The organism is Klebsiella pneumoniae subsp. pneumoniae HS11286, from assembly GCF_000240185.1.
In the GTDB taxonomy this organism is placed as follows: Bacteria; Pseudomonadota; Gammaproteobacteria; order Enterobacterales; family Enterobacteriaceae; genus Klebsiella; species Klebsiella pneumoniae.
In genome coordinates this window covers 2,339,868-2,358,438 of record NC_016845.1, presented here as the reverse complement: position 1 = coordinate 2,358,438, position 18,571 = coordinate 2,339,868, and the positions used below count along the sequence as shown (strand labels likewise).

Below are 18,571 nucleotides of genomic sequence, written 5' to 3'. Positions count from 1 at the left end.
CAGTCTAACCCGAAACGCTGTACTTATCGAATGTCGACCGTCCCCCTACACTGAGCCTGTAGCCCGTCAACACAAGGCTTAACTGAGCAAGGAGTTAAAATGAAAACTGATAATTTTAATCATGCGGAAAAGGTATTGGTGCTGGGAGCGGGACAACTGGGCGCCGCCGTTCTCGATGCGCTGGTGCCTGCGGTAATCGAGCGCCAGGGCACGGTCTCGGTCATCGTCTCGCCGGCGGCCTGGGATGAAGCCGGCCAGCTGCGGTCGGCAAACCATCAGGCGCTGGCCGACGCCGGAGCCACCTTCCTCGCCGTCGACATCGCCGGTAGCGCCATGGAGACGCTGGCCGATCAGTTTCGCGGATTCACCACCGTGATTAACTGCATGGGGTTTGTCGCCGGTCCGGGGACACAGCTGAAAATTACCCGCGCGGTGCTGGCGGCCGGGGTACCCCGCTATTTTCCCTGGCAGTTTGGCGTCAATTACGATGTGGTAGGCAAAGGCAGCGGTCAGCCGGTCTGGGACGAGCAGTACGATGTCCGGACCCTGCTGCGCGCGCAGCGGGCCACGGAGTGGGTCATTGTCTCCACCGGGATGTTTACCAGCTTTCTCTTCGAACCAGACTTCGATGTAGTGAATTTATCCAACCGAACCCTTCACGCCCTTGGCAGCTGGGATACCCAGGTGACCGTCACCTCACCGGCGGATATTGGCCGCCTGACCACGGCGATTTATCTGCATCAGCCGCGGATCGTCAACGAGGTGGTGTTTGTTGCCGGCGAAACGACCTCTTACCGGCAGTTGGCGGATACCGTGGAGCGCGTAACGCAGCAGACGTTCAGCAAAGCCGTCCACACCCTGCCCGCCCTGCTGGAGCAGCTGCGGACAAACCCGGATGACGCCATGCTGCGCTATCGCGCCGCCTTCGCCCGGGGGGATGGCGTGTGGTGGCCGATGGGCGACACCTGGAATGCCCGCCACCAGCTGCCGACCCAGGACATTGCCGGCTGGCTGCAGACCGCGCGCTGATTTTCTCTCACAGGACAGAATGACGATGAACAAGTTAATTCCACTGATCGTATTGAGTTGTCTGCTGCCCCTGGCGGCAAATGCCAGAACCATCACCGCCACCGGCGATACCCTGGACCACGCGGAGAGCAAAATCCGCCAGCATGCCGCCCGCGAGGGCGTGACTACCTATCGCATCACTGAAGCGCGAATGGGCAACAAAGTGCATATCACGGCGAAAATCGCGGACTAAACCACCGGCGTCAGGCTCAGGGATGAGCTGCCGGCAGCCCGCGCGCCAGGTCAGGCGCTCATTTTTTCCCGTCGACGATCGCGGCCCGGCGGCGCGCCATACAGGCGAGCGTATTCCCGGGTGAACTGCGACACGCTGATATAGCCCACCTCCCCGGCAGCCTGTGCAATACTCATCCCTTCCGCCAGCATCAGGCGGCGGGCGTGGATCAGGCGTAACTGCTTCTGAAACTGCAGCGGCGACAGCGTGGTCATGGCGCGGAAATGACGGTGAAAGACAGAGACGCTCATCCCGGCGGCGTCGGCCAGCGCGTCGACGCTGACTGGCTGCATAAAATCCCGGCGCAGCATCGCCACCGCCCGGCGGATCCGCGCCGAATGGCTGTCTACGGCGCCCAGCGCCCGGATGGCCGGCCCATGGACACTCTGCAACAGCCAGTAATGCAGCTCCCGCCGCAGACCTTCCCCCAGCACCGCCAGCGCCCCCGGTTGATCAAACAGCCTTGCCAGCCGGTAAGCGGCATCCGTAACATCGGCGTTCATCGGTTCGATACCAACGCGGGGCGCCTCATCCGGCCCTGACGGCCCGGCCTCCTGCAGCTCGCGCAGGATAGCCAGGTCCAGCTCCAGCACCAGCGCGTAATAGGGAAAACGCTGACTGGCCTCGGTGATCTGGCTGGTAGTGGGAACATCCGCGGCGATCACCATCGCCTCGCCCGGACCATAGTCAAAGCTTGCCAGGCCGGTGGTCACGCTCTTACGCCCCTGGAGCAGCATGGCCACCAGCGGCCTGGCGATAGCCGCCTGCAGGTCACCAGGATGCAGGGCCCGCACCAGAGTAATACCGGGAACCGGGGTAACTGCCACCCCGCTGCTATCGACATGAGCATCGGCAAACCGGCGGCAGAGATCGAACAGAGCGTCGCGCATAAGATCCTTTCAGGCAAGTTTTAAAGCCTGAGTATGCGCTATTTCCCGGCAAAAGGGAGCGAACGGAGAGAAATGGGCAAAAAATAACAAGGATTGGGCAACCCGGCCCGGTGATCCTCCCCTATTGTAAGGACTCCACACACCAGAGAGGACCGAACATGACTAAAATTGCACTTATTACCGGCGCCAACCGCGGCCTTGGCCGTCAGACCGCACTGGATATCGCCCGCCAGGGTGGGGATGTCATCGTCACCTACCGCGGCAGTCTCGAACAGGCGGAAGCGGTGGTCGCCGACATCCGCGCCCTGGGCCGCAAGGCCATCGCCCTGCCGCTGGATATGGCGCAAACCGCCAGCTTCCCGGCCTTCGCCGACAGCCTCGGCAGCGCGCTGGCCAGCGTCTGGGGGCGGGCCACTTTCGACCACCTGATCAATAACGCAGGGCACGGCGAATTCGCCCCGCTGGCCGAAACGCGCGAAGCGCAGTTCGACGGGCTGTTTAACGTCCACGTTAAAGGGGTATTTTTCCTCGTACAAACCCTGCTGCCGCTGCTGGCAGACGGCGGGCGGATCGTTAACTTTTCATCCGGGCTGACCCGCGTCTCCTATCCTGGCTTCTCCGCCTACGCCGCCGCCAAAGCGGCTGTGGAGATGCTGAGCGTGTACATGGCCCGCGAGCTGGGCGGGCGCGGCATCACCGTCAATACCATCGCCCCCGGCGCTATCGCCACCGATTTTGGCGGTGGGCTGGTGCGGGACGACGCAGAGGTAAACGCGCAGTTTGCCGCCATGACGGCGCTGGGACGGGTGGGCGTTCCCGAGGATATTGGGCCGATGATCGCCAGCCTGCTACGCGACGATAACCGCTGGGTAACCGCCCAGCGGATCGAGGTGTCGGGCGGACAAACCATCTGACGACTCAGGCTGGCAGGATGCGCTCCAGCGCCAGGCCTGCCAGCCGCACGGTCTCCAGAAGACGCGGCAGACTATCCCCTTCCCGCGCTTTCGCCGACAGGCCAAGCATCAGCGTATCCATATAGTCAGTCACCCGCAGCGCGTCCTGCGGGCGATGGCGGGCGATATACTGCTGGATTTTGGCTCTTGCCGCAGCATGCCATTCGCCTGCCGCCACCCGGGCATCAGCATCCTGACAATGTACCCCCTCCAGCACCAGGCAGCCGGCGGCGGCCGGATCGGCCACATAGCGGCGAGCCGCCTCCTGCAGTACGGCGATGAGCGACGCCGCCACCGGCTGGTCGTCTCGCAGCAGGGCATCGATGGGAATGGCCCCGGTCTGGCTGTAGCGCTGCAGGACGCGGGTATACAGCCCGAGCTTGTTGCCGAAAGCAGCATAAAAGCTCGGGGGGTTGATGCCGAAAGCGTGGGTCAGATCGGCCACGCTCACCGCGTCGTAGCCTCGCGCGTGGAAGAGGCGTTGCGCCGTTTCAATGGCCTGTTCCGCATCAAACTGGCGGGGACGTCCCGGAGTGCGCCCTGGTTTTGTAGTGGTCACTATATTAATCCTTGACAGCCTGTTTTGCCGCAGCATATTGTAATCATCACTACAATATCATGAGGTGTGGGATATGACAGCGTTTCACAACAAATCAGTGCTGGTTTTAGGCGGGAGTCGGGGAATTGGCGCGGCGATCGTCAGGCGTTTTGTCGCCGATGGCGCGTCGGTGGTGTTTAGCTATTCCGGTTCGCCGGAAGCGGCCGAGCGGCTGGCGGCAGAGACCGGCAGCACGGCGGTGCAGGCGGACAGCGCCGATCGCGATGCGGTGATAAGCCTGGTCCGCGACAGCGGCCCGCTGGACGTGTTAGTGGTCAATGCCGGGATCGCGCTTTTCGGTGACGCTCTCGAGCAGGACAGCGATGCCATCGATCGCCTGTTCCGCATCAATATTCACGCCCCCTACCATGCCTCCGTCGAAGCGGCGCGCCGCATGCCGGAAGGCGGGCGCATTATTGTCATCGGCTCAGTCAATGGCGATCGCATGCCGTTGCCGGGAATGGCGGCCTATGCGCTCAGCAAATCGGCCCTGCAGGGGCTGGCGCGCGGCCTGGCGCGGGATTTTGGCCCGCGCGGCATCACGGTCAACGTCGTCCAGCCCGGCCCAATTGATACCGACGCCAACCCGGGGAACGGCCCGATGAAAGAGCTGATGCACAGCTTTATGGCCATTAAGCGCCATGGCCGTCCGGAAGAGGTGGCGGGAATGGTGGCGTGGCTGGCCGGTCCGGAGGCGTCGTTTGTCACTGGCGCCATGCACACCATCGACGGAGCGTTTGGCGCCTGATACCTCAGGGCGGCGATGCGCGCTTTGCACCGCCGCCGCGGGGACGTCATCGCCTGTCAGGGATCTTCAGGCCAGGCTGTCTACCGCCATAAAAAAGCGATCTTCGGTAAGTATAAGCCGCGCTTCCGGGGGCTGGTGCGCCTTGCGGATCATCCAGCCCTCCTCCGGGGCCAGGCTCAGATAAAACACCTCCCGGGATCCCGCGCCGTCGGGCGCCTCAAGACTCAGGGTCACGATCCCCTTTTCCACGCCATCCAACAGCTGCTGCGGCACGATATTGACGCTGCGCTCGCCGTTTTGCAGACGAATGGCCAGGATATCGTAGCGGCAGATGCCGCTGTTGAGGCTGTAGCCAAGGGTACTCAGGTCGTGGAGATGGCGGGTCGAAATCACCACCTCAATACCGGTTCCATCAAACCACTGACTTATCTGCTGAGCCAGCTCCGCCATCTGCTGACGAAACCTGGCGATATCCGCGGCGGCCGACCCGTCGAGGGCCGCTGTCCGCCGCGGATTTTGCTGTTGCTGCAGTTTCTTAAAAAAACGTTCCCTCGCTGTCACGTTATCTCCCTGTGCTGTGATGAAACCGGTTGGGCTGGATGAAGATGGTTATCGCCCGTTCGCTGGTTACGAAGATTGAGGGCGAACTGGCGCGATGGCCCCGCCGCAAATGTTTGTTTTTTTTTACGTTACTTCGCCGCTTCAGGCCTGAGCCGTAGCTGGTTGTGTTCGGCGGTGAAAATGCGCGGCTTGTCCGGATCCAATTCCTCACGCGCCAGCACCTGCTTCCAGGTATTTCTTTGTGTGTCCGGATGGCGGAACAGGCCGACAACCGCCACGAACGTCGCCTCCGCTTCCAGCGGCATATTCAGACTGGCGTCCCCTCCGGGACCGATCACCACATCGCGACTGGCGAGGAGATCGGCGGCGAGCAGAATATCCCCCTCCTCCAGCAGCTGCTGGTAAACCAGCCGGTCAAAGGTCTGGCGATCTTTAAGCTGATAGATGCGCACCACCACCGGTTCAGAGAGCGAGTGATTCTCTCTGGCATCGGTGTTGAGCGCTTCGCGCGCGGTAAAGTCCAGATGCAGCGTATTAATTTTCTTATAAAAAACGGCGTTGAAGGCAGACTTTGTTCCCTCCGAGACGCGCTGGGTGAGTCCGCATCCGCTCAGGCAAAGCGCAAGCAGGGGCAGCAGACAGGCGGTTTTAGTCAAACTTATACGTAACACGTCGGTTTCCTTGTAGAAAGGTGGCAGGCTGCAGGCCCGTATAGGTACCCAGCTCGGTGGTAAAGGTCTGAGGAATATCGCCCTCACTCTCGCCATCACCCACGCCCAGCACGCCGTTCATACCGAGCCAGAACGGCTCGTCCCCCAGCGGCGGGACAGCCAGCAGTCGGGTCGGCGCGGTCAGGGTGATGTTGGCCCGGAATCGCCAGCCGAGGTATACCCGCAGCAGGATGAGAAAGTCCCGAAACAGCGGGCCGTCAGGCTTCCAGCCCTGCGCCTCCGCGGGATTGTCGGTGGTAAGGGCGACGAGGAGCTGGCTGCTGGCATCCATCGCTTCGTCACCCAGCGGCGTATTGCCGTCCAGGAAGAAGTCGTCATCGCCGTAAAACCCCAGCGGCTGGCTGATCGCCACCGGACGCAGGCTGTACGGGCTCACCCTGACGGTGGTCTCCGGGGCCAGCAGGGTGACCAGCGCCTGGATCCCCTGCTGGGTTTTGCCCGGCTGACGCAGCACGCCGGTTAGCGCCAGAAAGCGCGACGCCGGCGAGGCGATATGCTGCGTCGTGCCGGGGATGCCTAGCCCCGCCAGGCCCAGTAGCGACTGCGAGAGACGATCGGTGCCGCCGGGCTCAAAGGTGGCGGGCCAGGAGTATTTCCGCCAGATGCGGTAAAACTGCGTCATGATCCGGTGGCTGAAGATATCCAGTAAGCCCTGCAGCGCTTCATGCCCTTCCCTGTGCTGGGCGATATCATCGAGATATGCCGTCGGGAGCGGCGAATCGACACCGTACAACCCCATAAAGGTGGTGCGAATGACCGGCGGCCTGCTGTCATCGGCCTCATCGTATTCCACGGCTTTCAGTTCGCTGGCGGGAAATCCCATTCCCGGATGCGGGTAAAAACGCACCGGATCGTCAGCCGGATGGCTGGTTCCCCCCATCAGTGGTTGGCCGGGACGCCGTTTTTCCAGAAGCTGGCAGAAGCGGTAAAAATTGATCCGCGGCAGGTCGGCCTCCAGTCGCGGGGTCAGCCGGGAATGCGGCGGCTGTGCTTCTCTTCCCATTCCAGTCGTTCTCCGGTTGGTTGCAGAATGATAATCAGGCGGTTGAACAAGTAGATGTCGGTGTAGAGCGCGAAGAAGCGGCTAAGCATCTCGCCAAACAGGCATATATCGCCACGTCCGGCAAAGCCGTGACTGTCGAGGGTGACTTCAATCTGCACGCCGCGCACCAGATGGCCCTGTGCAAAGCGCTCTGTTGCGCGGTGCTTCACGTCGAGGATGGCTTCCAGACGCCGACGATTCATCTCGCTGTCGGTCCATTCATACAGCGCCAGGGTGCCGCGCAGGACCTCCGCGTTATCCATCAGGGAAAGAAAACTGCTGCCCAGATGGCTCAGCACCCGCCAGTGAAAACGGTCCTGGGCGGGGGGATAGCACGGCAGCGTCGGCGCGCAGAGGTTACGCACTGCAATACTGGCGGAAGTGGTTTTCATCACCGTATCGAGCACGGTGCTCTGCAGCGCGCGACGCGGCAGCTGGCCGTTGGTTCCGGTGAGGGTCAGCGACAGGCTTTCATCTTCCGGTACGGTATGATTATCAAAGGCTTCTCCGCCGACGATAAGCCAGGTGTTGTACAGCCCGGAGGGGCCACGGCGCACCCGGGTATGATAGTAATAGTCCGCCGCGTCATGACGCATCATGCCGCCTTTGTGGCGAAAACTTGAGAACGGCGCGTAAACCTGCTGGTGTGAGGAGATCACGGAATCGACGGTGTAAATTTCGGTGTGGCCGTCCTGCACGCGCATCGGGCGCAGCGGGTATTCGGTCTGCAGGGAATTGATGGTCAGCGGATCGGACTCCAGCGGAAACAGGTTGATCACTGGCACGCAGTGCAGGCGCAGCTGCTTTTCGCTGAAGCGGAAGTCATGTTCCCAGCGTTCCGCCAGCACGACGTCGATTTCAAACCACGCCAGTCCGGCCGGAAAAGCCACCGTCTCCAGCCCGCGCAGATCGATGAACATGAACTTTTCGCGGAAGGTAAAATACTCCAGCAGCAGCTGATAACCGCGAAAACTGCGGCCATCTTCAGGCCAGAGGCCGTCATCCTCGCCAAATCCCAGCGCGCTGAAATACCCGTCCAGCGGCCTTCTGTCCACCTCTTCGGGCATGCGCAGCCACATCCGGGCCACATTGAGGGTAAAGGCCTCGTGCATGGCGCAGGCCAGCGGCGCATCGGCGTTGCAGTACAGCGGGATATGACTGAGATCGACCCGGCGCCAGTCCGTCAGCTGGCTGCAGGTAAAGCGCAGCGTGATCACCGACCGGCCATCCGTATCGGTGGCCAGCTGGACGCGTTCCAGGGATAACGGCTGCAGAGCGATCGCTTTGGTGGTGGTGTACCGGCAGCGCGTGCCCTTTTCACCGATCGGCCGGGAAAGCACTTCAAAGCCTTTGGCCATCGTCATCGGCTCTTTCATTTCCGGCCAGTCGGGGGTGAACTCCACGACCGACATCGAGGGAATGGTACGTAAATAATGTGGCCACAGCAGACTGACCACGCCTTCGGTCAGCTCAGGCAGATCGTCATCGAGTTTCTCGCGCATGCGGCCCATCAGGAAGGCAAAACCTTCAAACAGACGCTCGACAAAGGGGTCGCGAGCGCCCGCTTTGTCGAGATTGAGCATTGCCGCCTGCTCAGGATGAGCGCGGGCAAACTCTTCACCCGCTTCCAGCAGGTAGCGCATTTCAGCGTCGTAATAACGCAGGGTTAAATCGTCCATAAATCACCAGAATGAGTAATAGCTTTCAGATATGCAGAGAACCGCAGGTGCAGGGAGTGCAATGTGAATGATGCGTGAATTATGCGCACAGCACCGCGGCGCGAGCAGGATCCAGAGCGATGAGCCCGGCAAGCAATGACTCCATTTCTGGCAGCAAGCGATTTTTTTCTGCCTCACTGCGCCCGGCCTTGCCTCTGAGCAGCCGGAGTCGGCGGGCTTTGACCTCAAAGATAAGCTCCGGCTTCCATTGTTCGAGCGTCATTTCCCGGGCGCGGCTGTCGAGTTCCGCCAGCAGATGCAGCGCCATTTCATTTTTTCCGTACTGCTCGCTGACCCGCGCCATCAGTAAGCGCATCAGCCACCGATTGCGGCTGGTGGTATAGCCCGGCTGCGCCTGTAACCAGTTCAGCGCCGACTCAATACCTTCATCGTCCGCGCGGGTGAGCACTTCTGGCTCCAGCGACAGCACCTCATCAGCGGTGGTCGCCGCCATTACCGGCTCATCTTGCCATCCGGCCATCTCATCCAGGACACGTTCGTTAAGCCAGTTGAGCGTAACTTCATCGGCGAATGGCGTACCATCGTTAAACGCCAGGGTTTCCAGCCCCGGCAGACGAGCCAATAGCCCTTTCATATCTCGGCACAGGATATCGGCCCGTACACTGTCAGCATCCAGTTTCAGCAGCGCCTGCCAGGCGTACCACTGCACATCCAGCCACAGATGGTTGACGCCTTGCGCCAACAGCGTGTCCGTATGCTCCAGCAGTTCCGACCAGCTTTTCTGTAAATACAACCGCTTAAGATGGGCTTTACTCTCAGGCTTGGGAGGCAATAGCCGTGTCCGGCCGGAGGCATCCAGCGGCGGTAACTCCGTTAACGTATCCCAACGCACACTCTTCATCAGATGATGACCTGCCAGCCATCCGCCGGGACACTCGCGCAGATATTTCGCCAGCACCTTAGCCTGATCGAGCAAATCACGACCTGACGTGACGGTATGCATTACCGGTGCGGTGTCCGTATGTTGGGGTAGCAGATCGTGTTCTTCGCGGCTGGTCTGCGGCACCAGACTGTGGGCTCCGCCGCTTTGCACCAGGCGGTTCTCCAGTATCTGATATAGCCCGGAAAGATCGGGGCGAGATGCTTCAGCCAAGCCGGAAAAAGTGGCTTCCGCCAGCAATAACGCCCCGATAATGACCTGCATAGTGGTCATGTCGACTTCCGGATAAAGAGACAGACTGTCCGACATCCGGCGACTGCCAAGCTATTCCAGCGCTGATTTACAGCTACGTTCACGCTGGGGATGGAGCATAGCCCCAAACCGCTCAAGCATTGCCGCCAGCAGCGTAACGCCCTCCGCCAGACCGGTTTCACCATCCCGCTGCAGACGCGCCCACACGTAAAAGGTGATCACGCGCAGATCCTTGCAGGTCTGAGTCAGCAGTTTTTCTGCCAGCTGGCAAATCAGTTCGGTATCGACGCCGGAGATCTTATTGACCTCCTCGCGGATACGCTGAAAATCATCGTCATAGCCCGGATCGTCCCCGGTTGGTTGGGCGTCACTGACTGGCGCAAGCCAGGACTGCCACTGCGCCTGGCGTGACCGGGCCTGCTGGCGCAGTGCGCTTTCATCCAACTGACTGGCGGCAACCAAATTTTGTAAAATGCTCATTATTCCATCTCATCCATGTCACTATTCCCTACCCCCGTCGTCAGGGCCTGTGCGCTCTCAGCCGCATCGACAGTGAAAATCTGATCCGGCAGGGTCAATCCGCGGAGCGCCAGAAGCGCCAGCGGGCCGCTCCCAAGCTGGGAGCGCAATACCCACTGCAGGGTGCGGCCATCCGGGGCGGAGAAGCTCATCATCCACTGGCTGCGATCCAGCGGATGGCGTTTACCCTGCTCCAGCCAGCGAATAAAGCCCCAGGTACCGCTGTAGTCACCGAACAGACGCGTGCCCGCATTGACGGTGGTCCAGGTCAGCAGAGTGCCGGGTTTATACGTCTCCCCCGGCCAGCGGAAAGTCTGCCAGTCGGCCATCTGATTGAAATAACGCAACTTTTGGCCGTCTATCGTCAGCTGTGTCTCGACAACCTCCGGGGCAGGCCTGGCCTGTAACTCAAAGCTGATCCCCTGGCTGCCGTCGGTGAAAAGAATGTCGGACAGCTGGCTTAGCTGGTTGATCGCGCGCAGAAAGGCCGGATTAAAGACCAGGCCGTGACTGTTGACCTTATCCGGCACCCATTGACTGCCTTCTTTATGCAGGACACCGTTCAGCTCCGTCGTGAGAAAACGTTCGATTCGCCCGCTGTCTTTGCGCACAAACTCAGCCAGCATCGGCAGGGAGGCATCGCTTTTGCTGGCGGCAAACGGAAAGCGTCCGTCAAAGGCGGTGTGCCAGTTGGCGACCACCGAACGGCGCCATTTATCATTCAGACTGGCCGCCGACGGCAGAAGCACGGTTTCCCAGGCCTGAGTCAGCGGCTGCACAAACAGAGTATTACCGAAGCCACTCCACTCTTCGCCAAGGCTTGCCGAAATCAGGCTACCGTACTGTTGCGTGTCGGTCAGGTCGACGCTTTTCCCCAGGAAGACGGTCTGCGCCAGGGTCTGCATCATCTCCTGCGGATCGGAGGCATTCGCAACCTGCTGCAGGCGCAGGCGCACGCGGGTGATACGGGTCAGATAGGTTTGCAGGCTCAGGGTGCTATCGGCCGACATGACGTTGCTGCCCGTGTTTTTCCCCATCAGCTGGAGCAGTGGTCCGAACGTGTCATCCAGAGGCCCCTGCGGGCCGGCTGCCGACTGGTCGATGACCGGCTTGTCTTTCCCGCCCACCAGATCTTTGGCCGATTTAATAAGGCTGTCCGACAGCCCCTCCCTTTGTTGCCCCGCCTGCCCCTGCCAGGCAAGGGTATTCATCAGGGCAATCAGCGGCGACTGGCGGACACCGCTTATCAGCGTGAGCTGGTCGGTAACATCGGCAATGGTGGTCGCTGGGTTGAGTCGCAGACTGTTGAGAAAATTCAGCCAGCTGCCGGCGAAATCGGTGAAGTAGCGTCGGGTCAGACGCGCTTTCAGCGCCTCCGGCGACAGGTCTGTCGACATCGTTTTGCGCGAATCGCTCAGCACCCAGTCGATTTCCTCCCGGCGCGAGCTGGCTGCCTTATCAATGGCCTGCTGAATGCCGCCTTCCCATGCCTGGCGGGTAAACATCCCCGGGACCACTTCATTGGTGGTAAACAGCCGGCGCGCGTCGGTGCCACTGGTCATGTCTTCCAGCGATACATCGGCAAAATTACGACGCACGGATTTGAGCATGTTCTCATATAAGGTGCTTTCGGCATTGCGGCGACCTAGCTGCTGCAACAGAACCTGACGGCTCTGACTCACCCGTTGCGCATCCGGGATGATCTTCCACTCTGGCCGCTCGGGCAGCAGGGAGAGATAAAAGGCCCACAAATCCGGCGCCAGACTTTGCCACAGACCGGTCGAGATCCCCATTCGCGTCGGCTGGACCGTTTTCATGGTCTGCGCAAAAAATGCGCCATCGGCTTTATCCGGACGAGCCATCATCAGCCAGGCTTTCAGCTGGTCATAGCCCGGTTTCGCCAGCTGGGCTCGTTGGTCGCTATTGGGGGCGGAGTTGACCAGCGCGCTGAGCGCCTGCTGCAACGCGGCATTGGCCGGGTCACGTATCAGGCGATGATTCGCCACACCGTACCAGGGCAGGACGGCGTCTAATAGTTGCTGATGATGGTCCAGACCAAAGCGCCGATACCAGGGAGCGCCATTCTGCCCATCGTGCACGAGACGGCCGGCCTCATTGCGCAGGGCATGGAGGGCCGTCAGTTGATAGTCAGAAACGGAGGGGTGGGCCACCAGGTCGCGGGCTTTTCCCGCTACCGAAGCAATCTGACTGTAATTGAGGGCAAAGGAGAGCAGCAGTCCCGCCGCCCACAGGCCGAAGATGGCCAGCAGACCGCACGCCAGGCCCCGCTCCCATGCCATTCCCACGTGATGCCCGCGTAAACGGCGGCAGTCATCGACGATCCCCTGCCAGGTGGCGGGAAGCGTCAGGAGGTGAGGCTGGCTCGCAGGCAGGGCATCAGCTTCCTGATACGGATCTACGGTACGAGGCTCTGGCAGGCTAAACATCAGGCCTCGCAGCGCAAGCCGCTGCCGCGAGGCGGTCAGCCACGGCGCCAGCTGCCGGCGCCATTGTGCGATCTCCCCGTCGATAAGCTGCTGCCCCAGACGCAGCAGGAAGTCGTGGCGGGTATCTGCTGCGATCTGGTGCATCCCCTGCTCCCGTAGCGTCGGCAACATCTGCGCAAGCTGACGGGCGACATCTTCCTCAGTGGCGCGCAACGGGAAGCTAACCCCTACCGCCTGCTCCGCGCGGTCAGCCTGCGGCCACTCACTGTCGCACAGTTTCCATAACCAGACCGGGGCGGCATAGCCCAGCAGTTCGCTGATTTTTTCCAGCCCGCGCAGGTCGCTCTCGCTTATCTGCGGCGTCAGGGTGAGAGACGACGGCATCACCCGCACAATCCCATCCAGAGGACGACCGTGGCGCAGCTTGCGCAGCGCGGCATATTGCTCACTGTCGGGCTCGGAGAGCAGACTGCCGCCGTAAATCAGAACGGTACGCTGGCCCTCCAGCCAGCGCTGCTGACGCAGGCCAGGCACCAGTTGTTCGATTGCCGCCTCGTCGCCGGTGACTAAAAGCAGGCGGACTTTGCGCCGCCAGTGCAGGCGGTAACGTGCGTGAAGGTGCTTTTTCAGCGGGGCATAAAGGGCTTCGCCCCCGGCAGGCCTGGTGGGTTGCCGCACAGGCGCTGCTGAAGGCTTAACCTTATCTTTTATCAGCAGTCGAAAGGCCATAAACCCCAGTACCAGCAGGCTGAGTGCCATCCCCCAGATAATAAAGCCCGTGGCGATAAGCGGGCGCAGCGTTTCCCACTGCGTGGCACGATCCATCGCCCATAGCCACCATGCCAGCCCGCCCAGGAGCACCAGAAGCGTGACCGCAGCAATACAGACGATAACCGTAGCCGCCACAGAGATAGCGGCAGGTTTATTGACGTTGTCCATCAGGTTTTACAATTCCAATTGCGAGGGTATTCAAGGGATCGCGGGCTAGCCAGCCACACGGTTGTTGGTAGTGCGCGGCGTAGATCGCCGCCAGCGACAGAACGGTCAAGCCTTCCATCTCGCCGATGTCTCCCCAACAGGCATCCTGGCGATACAGGTTAATATCCCATCCGCTGTGCGCCAGCGCTTCCAGTCCCGGCTGAAAAAACAGCGCACAGGCTTCCGGGGGGCCGCTCAGTTCGTTCTGCTCCAGCACACGAGCGGCTACAGCAGTCAGGGCCTCCCCTTTTTCTGCGCAATAGGTTTCCCCCCTGGTCAGGTGCACCGGACCGTCCCGTCCGGCGAGCCACAGTACCGCAGACTCTCCGGCGGGTTGCACGGCCCCCGGCTGGGCGACAACCACCTGACATCCGGCGATAAGCACAGTGTCATGGGGGTCAGCTTCCGCCAGAGCGTGTGCTATCTCCGCGAGGCTGGCCTCCCCACGCCAGGCATCCGGGCGTGAGGGTAGTGTCATCTGCGCAACAGTGAGGGTCATCTGTGCACGAAACGCCTGCCAGGCGAGCTCCGTTCCCTGCCAGTAGCAACGCAGCGGCGGCGTAAGCGTTCTTTCACTGCGCTGTCGTTGCCATTCCATCACCAGTAGTTCCGCCAGCCGTTTTTCGCGGGCGATAGCCTCAGAAACTGAAAGGTATGGCGCTCGCAGCGCCCTGCCGCCGCCCTCGTTCTCTTCCTCTGGCGGACGCTGGTGACGGCTTAGCACCCGCAGCCAGTCAGTGGTCGTTTTGCCCATGGGCCCCAGTAACAGACCTTCCTGTAACCCGATCGGCTGCCGATGCTCCGCCCACCATTGCTGTTGTTCGTATGCCACCAGTTGGTCATAGAACCTGGCGTTATGCACGCTCATGCGGTAGTACAGCAGCCGGATCAACCAGCCGGTACCTGCCAGCACCAGAGCCAACAGGATCCCGGTGGCGGCCAGGGCGCTTTTCCCTTCTGACGAGGCAAGTAAAGCGCTGACCCCGCCGCTAAGCAGGACCAGCAGGGCCGAAGCCGATAGCCACCTGGCCGTACCAGGCGGTCGCGCGTCTCCGTACGGGGGATACTCCGGTACCGGCCTCACTGATCAACCCCGCAGTCTGGGTTAGAGCTGACCAGCGTGCAGCCGCAGGCGCAGCGATGACCGTGCAGCGCAACCGGCTGGCCATCAATCGTTGTTCGTGCGCTGCCTTCAGCAATGGTCGTCATACCGTGTTTGTTACACTTGACCGGGTCGCCCTTGCAGGCGAACCCCAGACCAAAACACTGATAATGCCCCATCAGCACCCTGCCCCCATACTCCCGCAGGGTATCGCCTTTGCGAATGACTTTATTCATTGGATCCTCCTTATCCGCGTTCAGACCGTTGTCGTCAGAACGTCCTACAGCCAGCTGGCCGGCAGCGCGGCTTGCCCCCGCGCCAGCTGCTCTTCCGCTTTCCGCGCCTTTTGCTGTGCGACAACGGTTCCCGGCTCGTGGGTAAATGCCCGCAGCTGCGCCCCTCCGGGCAGCTCCGGCAGCGCTTCCCCGGTTATCTTGTCCAGCACCGCCACCTCCAGCGAGCGCACGGCGCCTGTCGCAGCCAGCCCGGCCAGCTTGCCGGTCAGGCGCTTTTGCCGGAAACTGAGCACGACACCCGCGGTCACGGTCGCAAAACCCACCAGGTCTCCGGCGAGCACCAGCGGCGAGAGCGGTTTACTGCAGCGCTCGCTGAAGTAAATCATCCGGTAGCGGAAGTAACCGGTCCACATCTCGCGCGTGCCGAGCGCGGCATACATAAACCAGGCGCGTGAGTCATGTATCTGGTCATCAAACAGCGCCCTCACCAGCCCGGCAGGCTGTTCCGCGTTGCTGGCCTCCCCGGCCTCTGGGAACAGGACGACCACCCGGGCCTCTCCGTCACGCTTCATGCGCCGGTATTCCTGCGCTTCATCATCGGTATTGAGAACGAAAATCACCGGCTGCAGCACGGTATCCAGCACCAGCTGCGCCAGGTTATCCGGAATACGGTAACCGTCGTGGTAATCCTTACCGAACTCCTTCGCCGCGTCGAACAGCTGGGTTTGATCCATCTTTGGGTCAAAATCCTTCACGCCCGGCTGCAAAACCAGCTCATCCATCCTGTCAGGGGGCTGGTTTGCTATCTGGTTCTGGCGAGCCCTGAGCACCGCCGCCTGTTTTTCATCACGAACCTCTTCTGCCGCCTTACGCGCGGCAGGCAGCGCGTCGGTATTCTTGGCGCGCTGATAGAAGGGCGTTTTCAGCATCGAGCCTCTGGCATAGCGGTCGATGCGCCAGGCGGTGATCCAGGCCATCTGCTCAGCAATGACGGTTTCCAGACTGCCGCCGGCGGCAGGTGGTTCGTAGTGAGAGGCTGCTTCGGGATCGAACGTTTTCGGCGTGGTTTGGCCCAGAGTGAGTTCGCGCCAGGCATTGAAGCGGTTGACCAGAGCCTCATCAACAAAAAACGCATCTAACAAATCTAATGGCATTTTTCTCCAGGCATCATTTTTAAAAAACTCTGGCAGCGTATCCTGTGGTACTTTTAATGGAGCCCCTGCGCTAAAAGCAGCGGTATATATATCGTTCAAAGGAATCTGCGACAGCAATAATGCATCATCTTTACCATTCGCTTTCCCTTGATCCCCCGGCGGATATCCTCCACCAATATCCGAGTGCATCCCCGGGTAAACCACCTCAGTGGCACAGGGCGGGTATTTGCCGTTTGCCCGCCGCACCGAGTCCAGCGGAAAGCAGAGACGCTGCTCATGCCCGGAGACCAGATGAACACATTTTTTTTATCAGCCCGCCATAGGTTTCATCATCCGGCAGCTCCATCGTGCCGTCTGCCCAGGACATATGCCCGTCGGCAACCGGCACCACATGCGCCACCCCGACGGAGGCCACCGTATCCAGCAGCCCGAGAAACTCCACGCTGACGGGCAGCCGCATCCCGCCTGTCTGCAGGCACTGCGGCGGTTTTTCACCCTCCGCCGCCGGCGGGGGCAGCAGTTCGCTCAGCCAGCGCACAAAGGTGCGCGCCGCTGCCGCGCCGCGGGAAAAACCATAGACATACAGCTTGATGCCTGTCAGTTTCGGCTTGCCCGGCTCAGGCTGAATAATCAGGGGCTTCAAATCAGAGGCCAAATCATTCAGCAAACGAGTGAACTCTTCATAGCGGTTATGGCTGCCGCCAAACCACAGCCGGTTCCAGCTGGTGCTCATTTCTTTCAGTGAACGACGACTCTCTGTGGTGGTCAGCCATTTTTTGGTGGCACTAAACATCAGCACATCGATTATCCGCAGCAGCGCCCAGTTAATCCGATCCTCCCCCTTAACTGCCCCCACCAGACCCATGGTGGAATAGTCCGGGTCATTCACTTCCGGGAAGGGGGTGCCAACGCCAGGCATATAGAATTTAAAATATTTCCCGTCCCCCTCGGCGTCATCATCAAACAGCTCACTCTGACCGTCAGACGGCACCCCGCCAGCCGTACCCGTTCCAATAGTCGCCCGAAACAGCCGGGCGATATTGGTCGGATGTTTCGGGTTCGCGATAAAAAAGTCATGATTTAAGTTATTGCCGGTACCATCGAAAAACAGACTGATATGCAGCGTCTTGCAGCACGGCGGATCCACGCGCCGTCCGGCAGCCAGGCACAGTTCCTGATGATAGCGCCGCTCGTCGCTGTTCTGCTGATGGCAGTTCTGCCCAACCTGCAGCGCCCGGCCCGGCAGACGTCCCTGCGGCGGAAACGGCGGCGGGACCCAGGCGGCATGGGTTTCAGTTATTTCGGACATACGGCGGGCTCCTTCATCCTGACGGGCTCTTTTATCGGATAATTCGCATTTCTCGGTGACCAGCAGCTGGTGGTCACTTTCACGTCATCGCAGGGTAAAAAGTGCACCGTAATGCCGCACACATCCTGGCCGTTATAGTCGGGCAGCGGAACGGTTTGGCTGTGCTGGCGTTTTTGGGCATCAATGTCTGCTATCCAGGCTTTGTATTTAGCCCTGTCGGCAAACCCCGGGAAACCCGCGGATGAACCCTGCCCGGTTTCCCATTCAACGCGCACCGTCATACCCGGCGTCCAGCGGGCGGGCACGCTGAAGCAGCACCCGCCACCTCCCCCCTGGAACGGGCCTATTGAATCGATGCCCGACTGGCCGTTGACACTGAAGTGGTTAATTGCCCATTTTGTGTGGTTGATGGCTTTTATTGTGCCGCCACCGCCGCCTCCGGCCTGTGCGGCTGGCTGTGCACAGCCGGTTAACAGCAGCAGACCCGCCAGCAGCGGGCTGATTAATGCAGATTTCATTGGACTCTCCCTGTCGGTTGAGGGTAATGAAGGGATGGTGATGCCATCCTGAATAAACGAAGGCGGGCTACTTCGGACAGACGGCCGGCTCCTTCATCCTGACGGGCTCTTTTATCGGATAGTTCGCATTTCTCGGTGACCAGCAGCTGGTGGTCACCTTCACGTCATCGCAGGGTAAAAAGTGCACCGTAATGCCGCACACATCCTGGCCGTTATAGTCGGGCAGCGGAACGGTTTTGCTGTGCTGCCTCTTTTGGGCATCAATCCCTTTTTTCCAGGCAAGGTATTTCGCCTCATCAGCAAACCCCGGGAAACCCGCGGATGAACCCTGCCCGGTTTCCCATTCAACGCGCACCGTCATACCCGGCGTCCAGCGGGCGGGCACGCTGAAGCAGCAGCCGCCTCCGCCCCCCTGAAACGGGCCTATTGAATCGATGCCCGACTGGCCGTTGACACTGAAGTGGTTGATCGCCCATTTTGTGTGGTTGATGGCTTTTATTGTTCCGCCACCGCCGCCTCCGGCCTGTGCGGCAGGCTGCGCGCAGCCGGTTAACAGCAGCAGACCCGCCAGCAGCGGGCTGATTAATGCAGATTTCATCGGACTCTCCCTGTCG

General features: G+C 60.7%; 20 protein-coding genes and 2 other annotated features. Of the genes, 5 read left to right on the top strand and 15 right to left on the bottom strand.

Annotated elements, in window-relative coordinates; genetic code table 11:
• Nucleotides 1–99 precede the first annotated feature (99 nt).
• A complete protein-coding gene (locus KPHS_23270) occupies nucleotides 100–1,029 on the top strand; it encodes a putative 2'-hydroxyisoflavone reductase (RefSeq protein ID YP_005226627.1) in 930 nt (309 codons plus the stop codon).
• 25 nt (nucleotides 1,030–1,054) lie between these two features.
• Nucleotides 1,055–1,261 carry a DUF1471 domain-containing protein gene (locus KPHS_23260; protein ID YP_005226626.1) on the top strand — a complete coding sequence of 69 codons (207 nt, stop codon included), beginning with the start codon at nucleotides 1,055–1,057 and terminating at the stop codon, nucleotides 1,259–1,261.
• A gap of 50 nt (nucleotides 1,262–1,311) precedes the next feature.
• Here KPHS_23260 and KPHS_23250 read toward each other — a convergent pair whose 3' ends face one another.
• Nucleotides 1,312–2,190: a putative ARAC-type regulatory protein gene (locus KPHS_23250; protein YP_005226625.1), complete on the bottom strand. Its 879-nt coding sequence runs from the start codon at nucleotides 2,188–2,190 to the stop codon at nucleotides 1,312–1,314.
• A 158-nt stretch (nucleotides 2,191–2,348) separates the two neighbouring features.
• Here KPHS_23250 and KPHS_23240 point away from each other — a divergent pair, with 158 nt between their 5' ends.
• Nucleotides 2,349–3,104 carry a putative dehydrogenase/reductase oxidoreductase protein gene (locus KPHS_23240; protein ID YP_005226624.1) on the top strand — a complete coding sequence of 252 codons (756 nt, stop codon included), beginning with the start codon at nucleotides 2,349–2,351 and terminating at the stop codon, nucleotides 3,102–3,104.
• 4 nt (nucleotides 3,105–3,108) lie between these two features.
• Here KPHS_23240 and KPHS_23230 read toward each other — a convergent pair whose 3' ends face one another.
• Entirely contained in the window at nucleotides 3,109–3,702 is a 594-nt protein-coding gene (locus KPHS_23230; protein YP_005226623.1) for a putative regulatory protein TetR, read from the bottom strand.
• Between the two features lie 73 nt (nucleotides 3,703–3,775).
• Between KPHS_23230 and KPHS_23220 the strand changes: the two genes are divergently transcribed.
• Nucleotides 3,776–4,489 (top strand): oxidoreductase, encoded by a 714-nt coding sequence (locus KPHS_23220; protein YP_005226622.1) that lies wholly within the window; start codon nucleotides 3,776–3,778, stop codon nucleotides 4,487–4,489.
• Between the two features lie 66 nt (nucleotides 4,490–4,555).
• Here the strand turns inward: KPHS_23220 and KPHS_23210 are convergent, their stop codons facing one another.
• Nucleotides 4,556–5,050 (bottom strand): hypothetical protein, encoded by a 495-nt coding sequence (locus KPHS_23210; protein YP_005226621.1) that lies wholly within the window; start codon nucleotides 5,048–5,050, stop codon nucleotides 4,556–4,558.
• Nucleotides 5,051–5,079: 29 nt separating this feature from the next.
• On the opposite strand from KPHS_23210, the gene KPHS_23200 reads away from it, so the two are divergent.
• A complete protein-coding gene (locus KPHS_23200; protein ID YP_005226620.1) occupies nucleotides 5,080–5,208 on the top strand; it encodes a hypothetical protein in 129 nt (42 codons plus the stop codon).
• Here KPHS_23200 and KPHS_23190 read toward each other — a convergent pair.
• From KPHS_23190 to KPHS_23080, 12 genes are all read right to left on the bottom strand, one after another.
• The gene (locus KPHS_23190) at nucleotides 5,179–5,721 is read right to left on the bottom strand and encodes a type VI secretion system lipoprotein TssJ (protein ID YP_005226619.1); all 543 of its coding nucleotides are present in this window, start codon (nucleotides 5,719–5,721) and stop codon (nucleotides 5,179–5,181) included. The two genes, KPHS_23200 and KPHS_23190, sit on opposite strands and share 30 nt — an antisense overlap.
• Nucleotides 5,699–6,784: a type VI secretion system baseplate subunit TssG gene (locus KPHS_23180; RefSeq protein ID YP_005226618.1), complete on the bottom strand. Its 1,086-nt coding sequence runs from the start codon at nucleotides 6,782–6,784 to the stop codon at nucleotides 5,699–5,701. The genes KPHS_23190 and KPHS_23180 overlap by 23 nt, the downstream gene beginning before the upstream one ends.
• The gene (locus KPHS_23170; RefSeq protein YP_005226617.1) at nucleotides 6,748–8,502 is read right to left on the bottom strand and encodes a type VI secretion system baseplate subunit TssF; all 1,755 of its coding nucleotides are present in this window, start codon (nucleotides 8,500–8,502) and stop codon (nucleotides 6,748–6,750) included. The genes KPHS_23180 and KPHS_23170 overlap by 37 nt, the downstream gene beginning before the upstream one ends.
• A 79-nt stretch (nucleotides 8,503–8,581) precedes the next feature.
• Nucleotides 8,582–9,715 (bottom strand): type VI secretion-associated protein, encoded by a 1,134-nt coding sequence (locus KPHS_23160; RefSeq protein ID YP_005226616.1) that lies wholly within the window; start codon nucleotides 9,713–9,715, stop codon nucleotides 8,582–8,584.
• Nucleotides 8,582–10,174: a sequence feature (potential frameshift: common BLAST hit: gi|288935816|ref|YP_003439875.1| type VI secretion-associated protein), on the bottom strand. It overlaps the preceding gene by 1,134 nt.
• Nucleotides 9,767–10,174: a type VI secretion-associated protein gene (locus KPHS_23150; protein ID YP_005226615.1), complete on the bottom strand. Its 408-nt coding sequence runs from the start codon at nucleotides 10,172–10,174 to the stop codon at nucleotides 9,767–9,769. It overlaps the preceding feature by 408 nt.
• Nucleotides 10,174–13,599: an ImcF domain-containing protein gene (locus KPHS_23140; protein YP_005226614.1), complete on the bottom strand. Its 3,426-nt coding sequence runs from the start codon at nucleotides 13,597–13,599 to the stop codon at nucleotides 10,174–10,176. The genes KPHS_23150 and KPHS_23140 overlap by 1 nt, the downstream gene beginning before the upstream one ends.
• Nucleotides 13,583–14,722, bottom strand: a complete 1,140-nt coding sequence (locus KPHS_23130; protein ID YP_005226613.1) for a hypothetical protein — start codon at nucleotides 14,720–14,722, stop codon at nucleotides 13,583–13,585. The genes KPHS_23140 and KPHS_23130 overlap by 17 nt, the downstream gene beginning before the upstream one ends.
• Entirely contained in the window at nucleotides 14,719–14,976 is a 258-nt protein-coding gene (locus KPHS_23120) for a PaaR repeat-containing protein (protein YP_005226612.1), read from the bottom strand. The genes KPHS_23130 and KPHS_23120 overlap by 4 nt, the downstream gene beginning before the upstream one ends.
• 44 nt (nucleotides 14,977–15,020) lie before the next feature.
• Nucleotides 15,021–16,319, bottom strand: a complete 1,299-nt coding sequence (locus KPHS_23110) for a hypothetical protein (RefSeq protein YP_005226611.1) — start codon at nucleotides 16,317–16,319, stop codon at nucleotides 15,021–15,023.
• Nucleotides 15,021–17,439 (bottom strand) — a sequence feature (potential frameshift: common BLAST hit: gi|206580265|ref|YP_002238883.1| lipoprotein). It overlaps the preceding gene by 1,299 nt.
• Complete coding sequence (locus KPHS_23100; RefSeq protein ID YP_005226610.1) at nucleotides 16,405–17,439, bottom strand: DUF2235 domain-containing protein; 1,035 nt, start codon at nucleotides 17,437–17,439, stop codon at nucleotides 16,405–16,407. It overlaps the preceding feature by 1,035 nt.
• A complete protein-coding gene (locus KPHS_23090; RefSeq protein ID YP_005226609.1) occupies nucleotides 17,427–17,957 on the bottom strand; it encodes a putative lipoprotein in 531 nt (176 codons plus the stop codon). The genes KPHS_23100 and KPHS_23090 overlap by 13 nt, the downstream gene beginning before the upstream one ends.
• 67 nt (nucleotides 17,958–18,024) lie before the next feature.
• Nucleotides 18,025–18,555: a putative lipoprotein gene (locus KPHS_23080; RefSeq protein YP_005226608.1), complete on the bottom strand. Its 531-nt coding sequence runs from the start codon at nucleotides 18,553–18,555 to the stop codon at nucleotides 18,025–18,027.
• Nucleotides 18,556–18,571 lie beyond the last annotated feature (16 nt).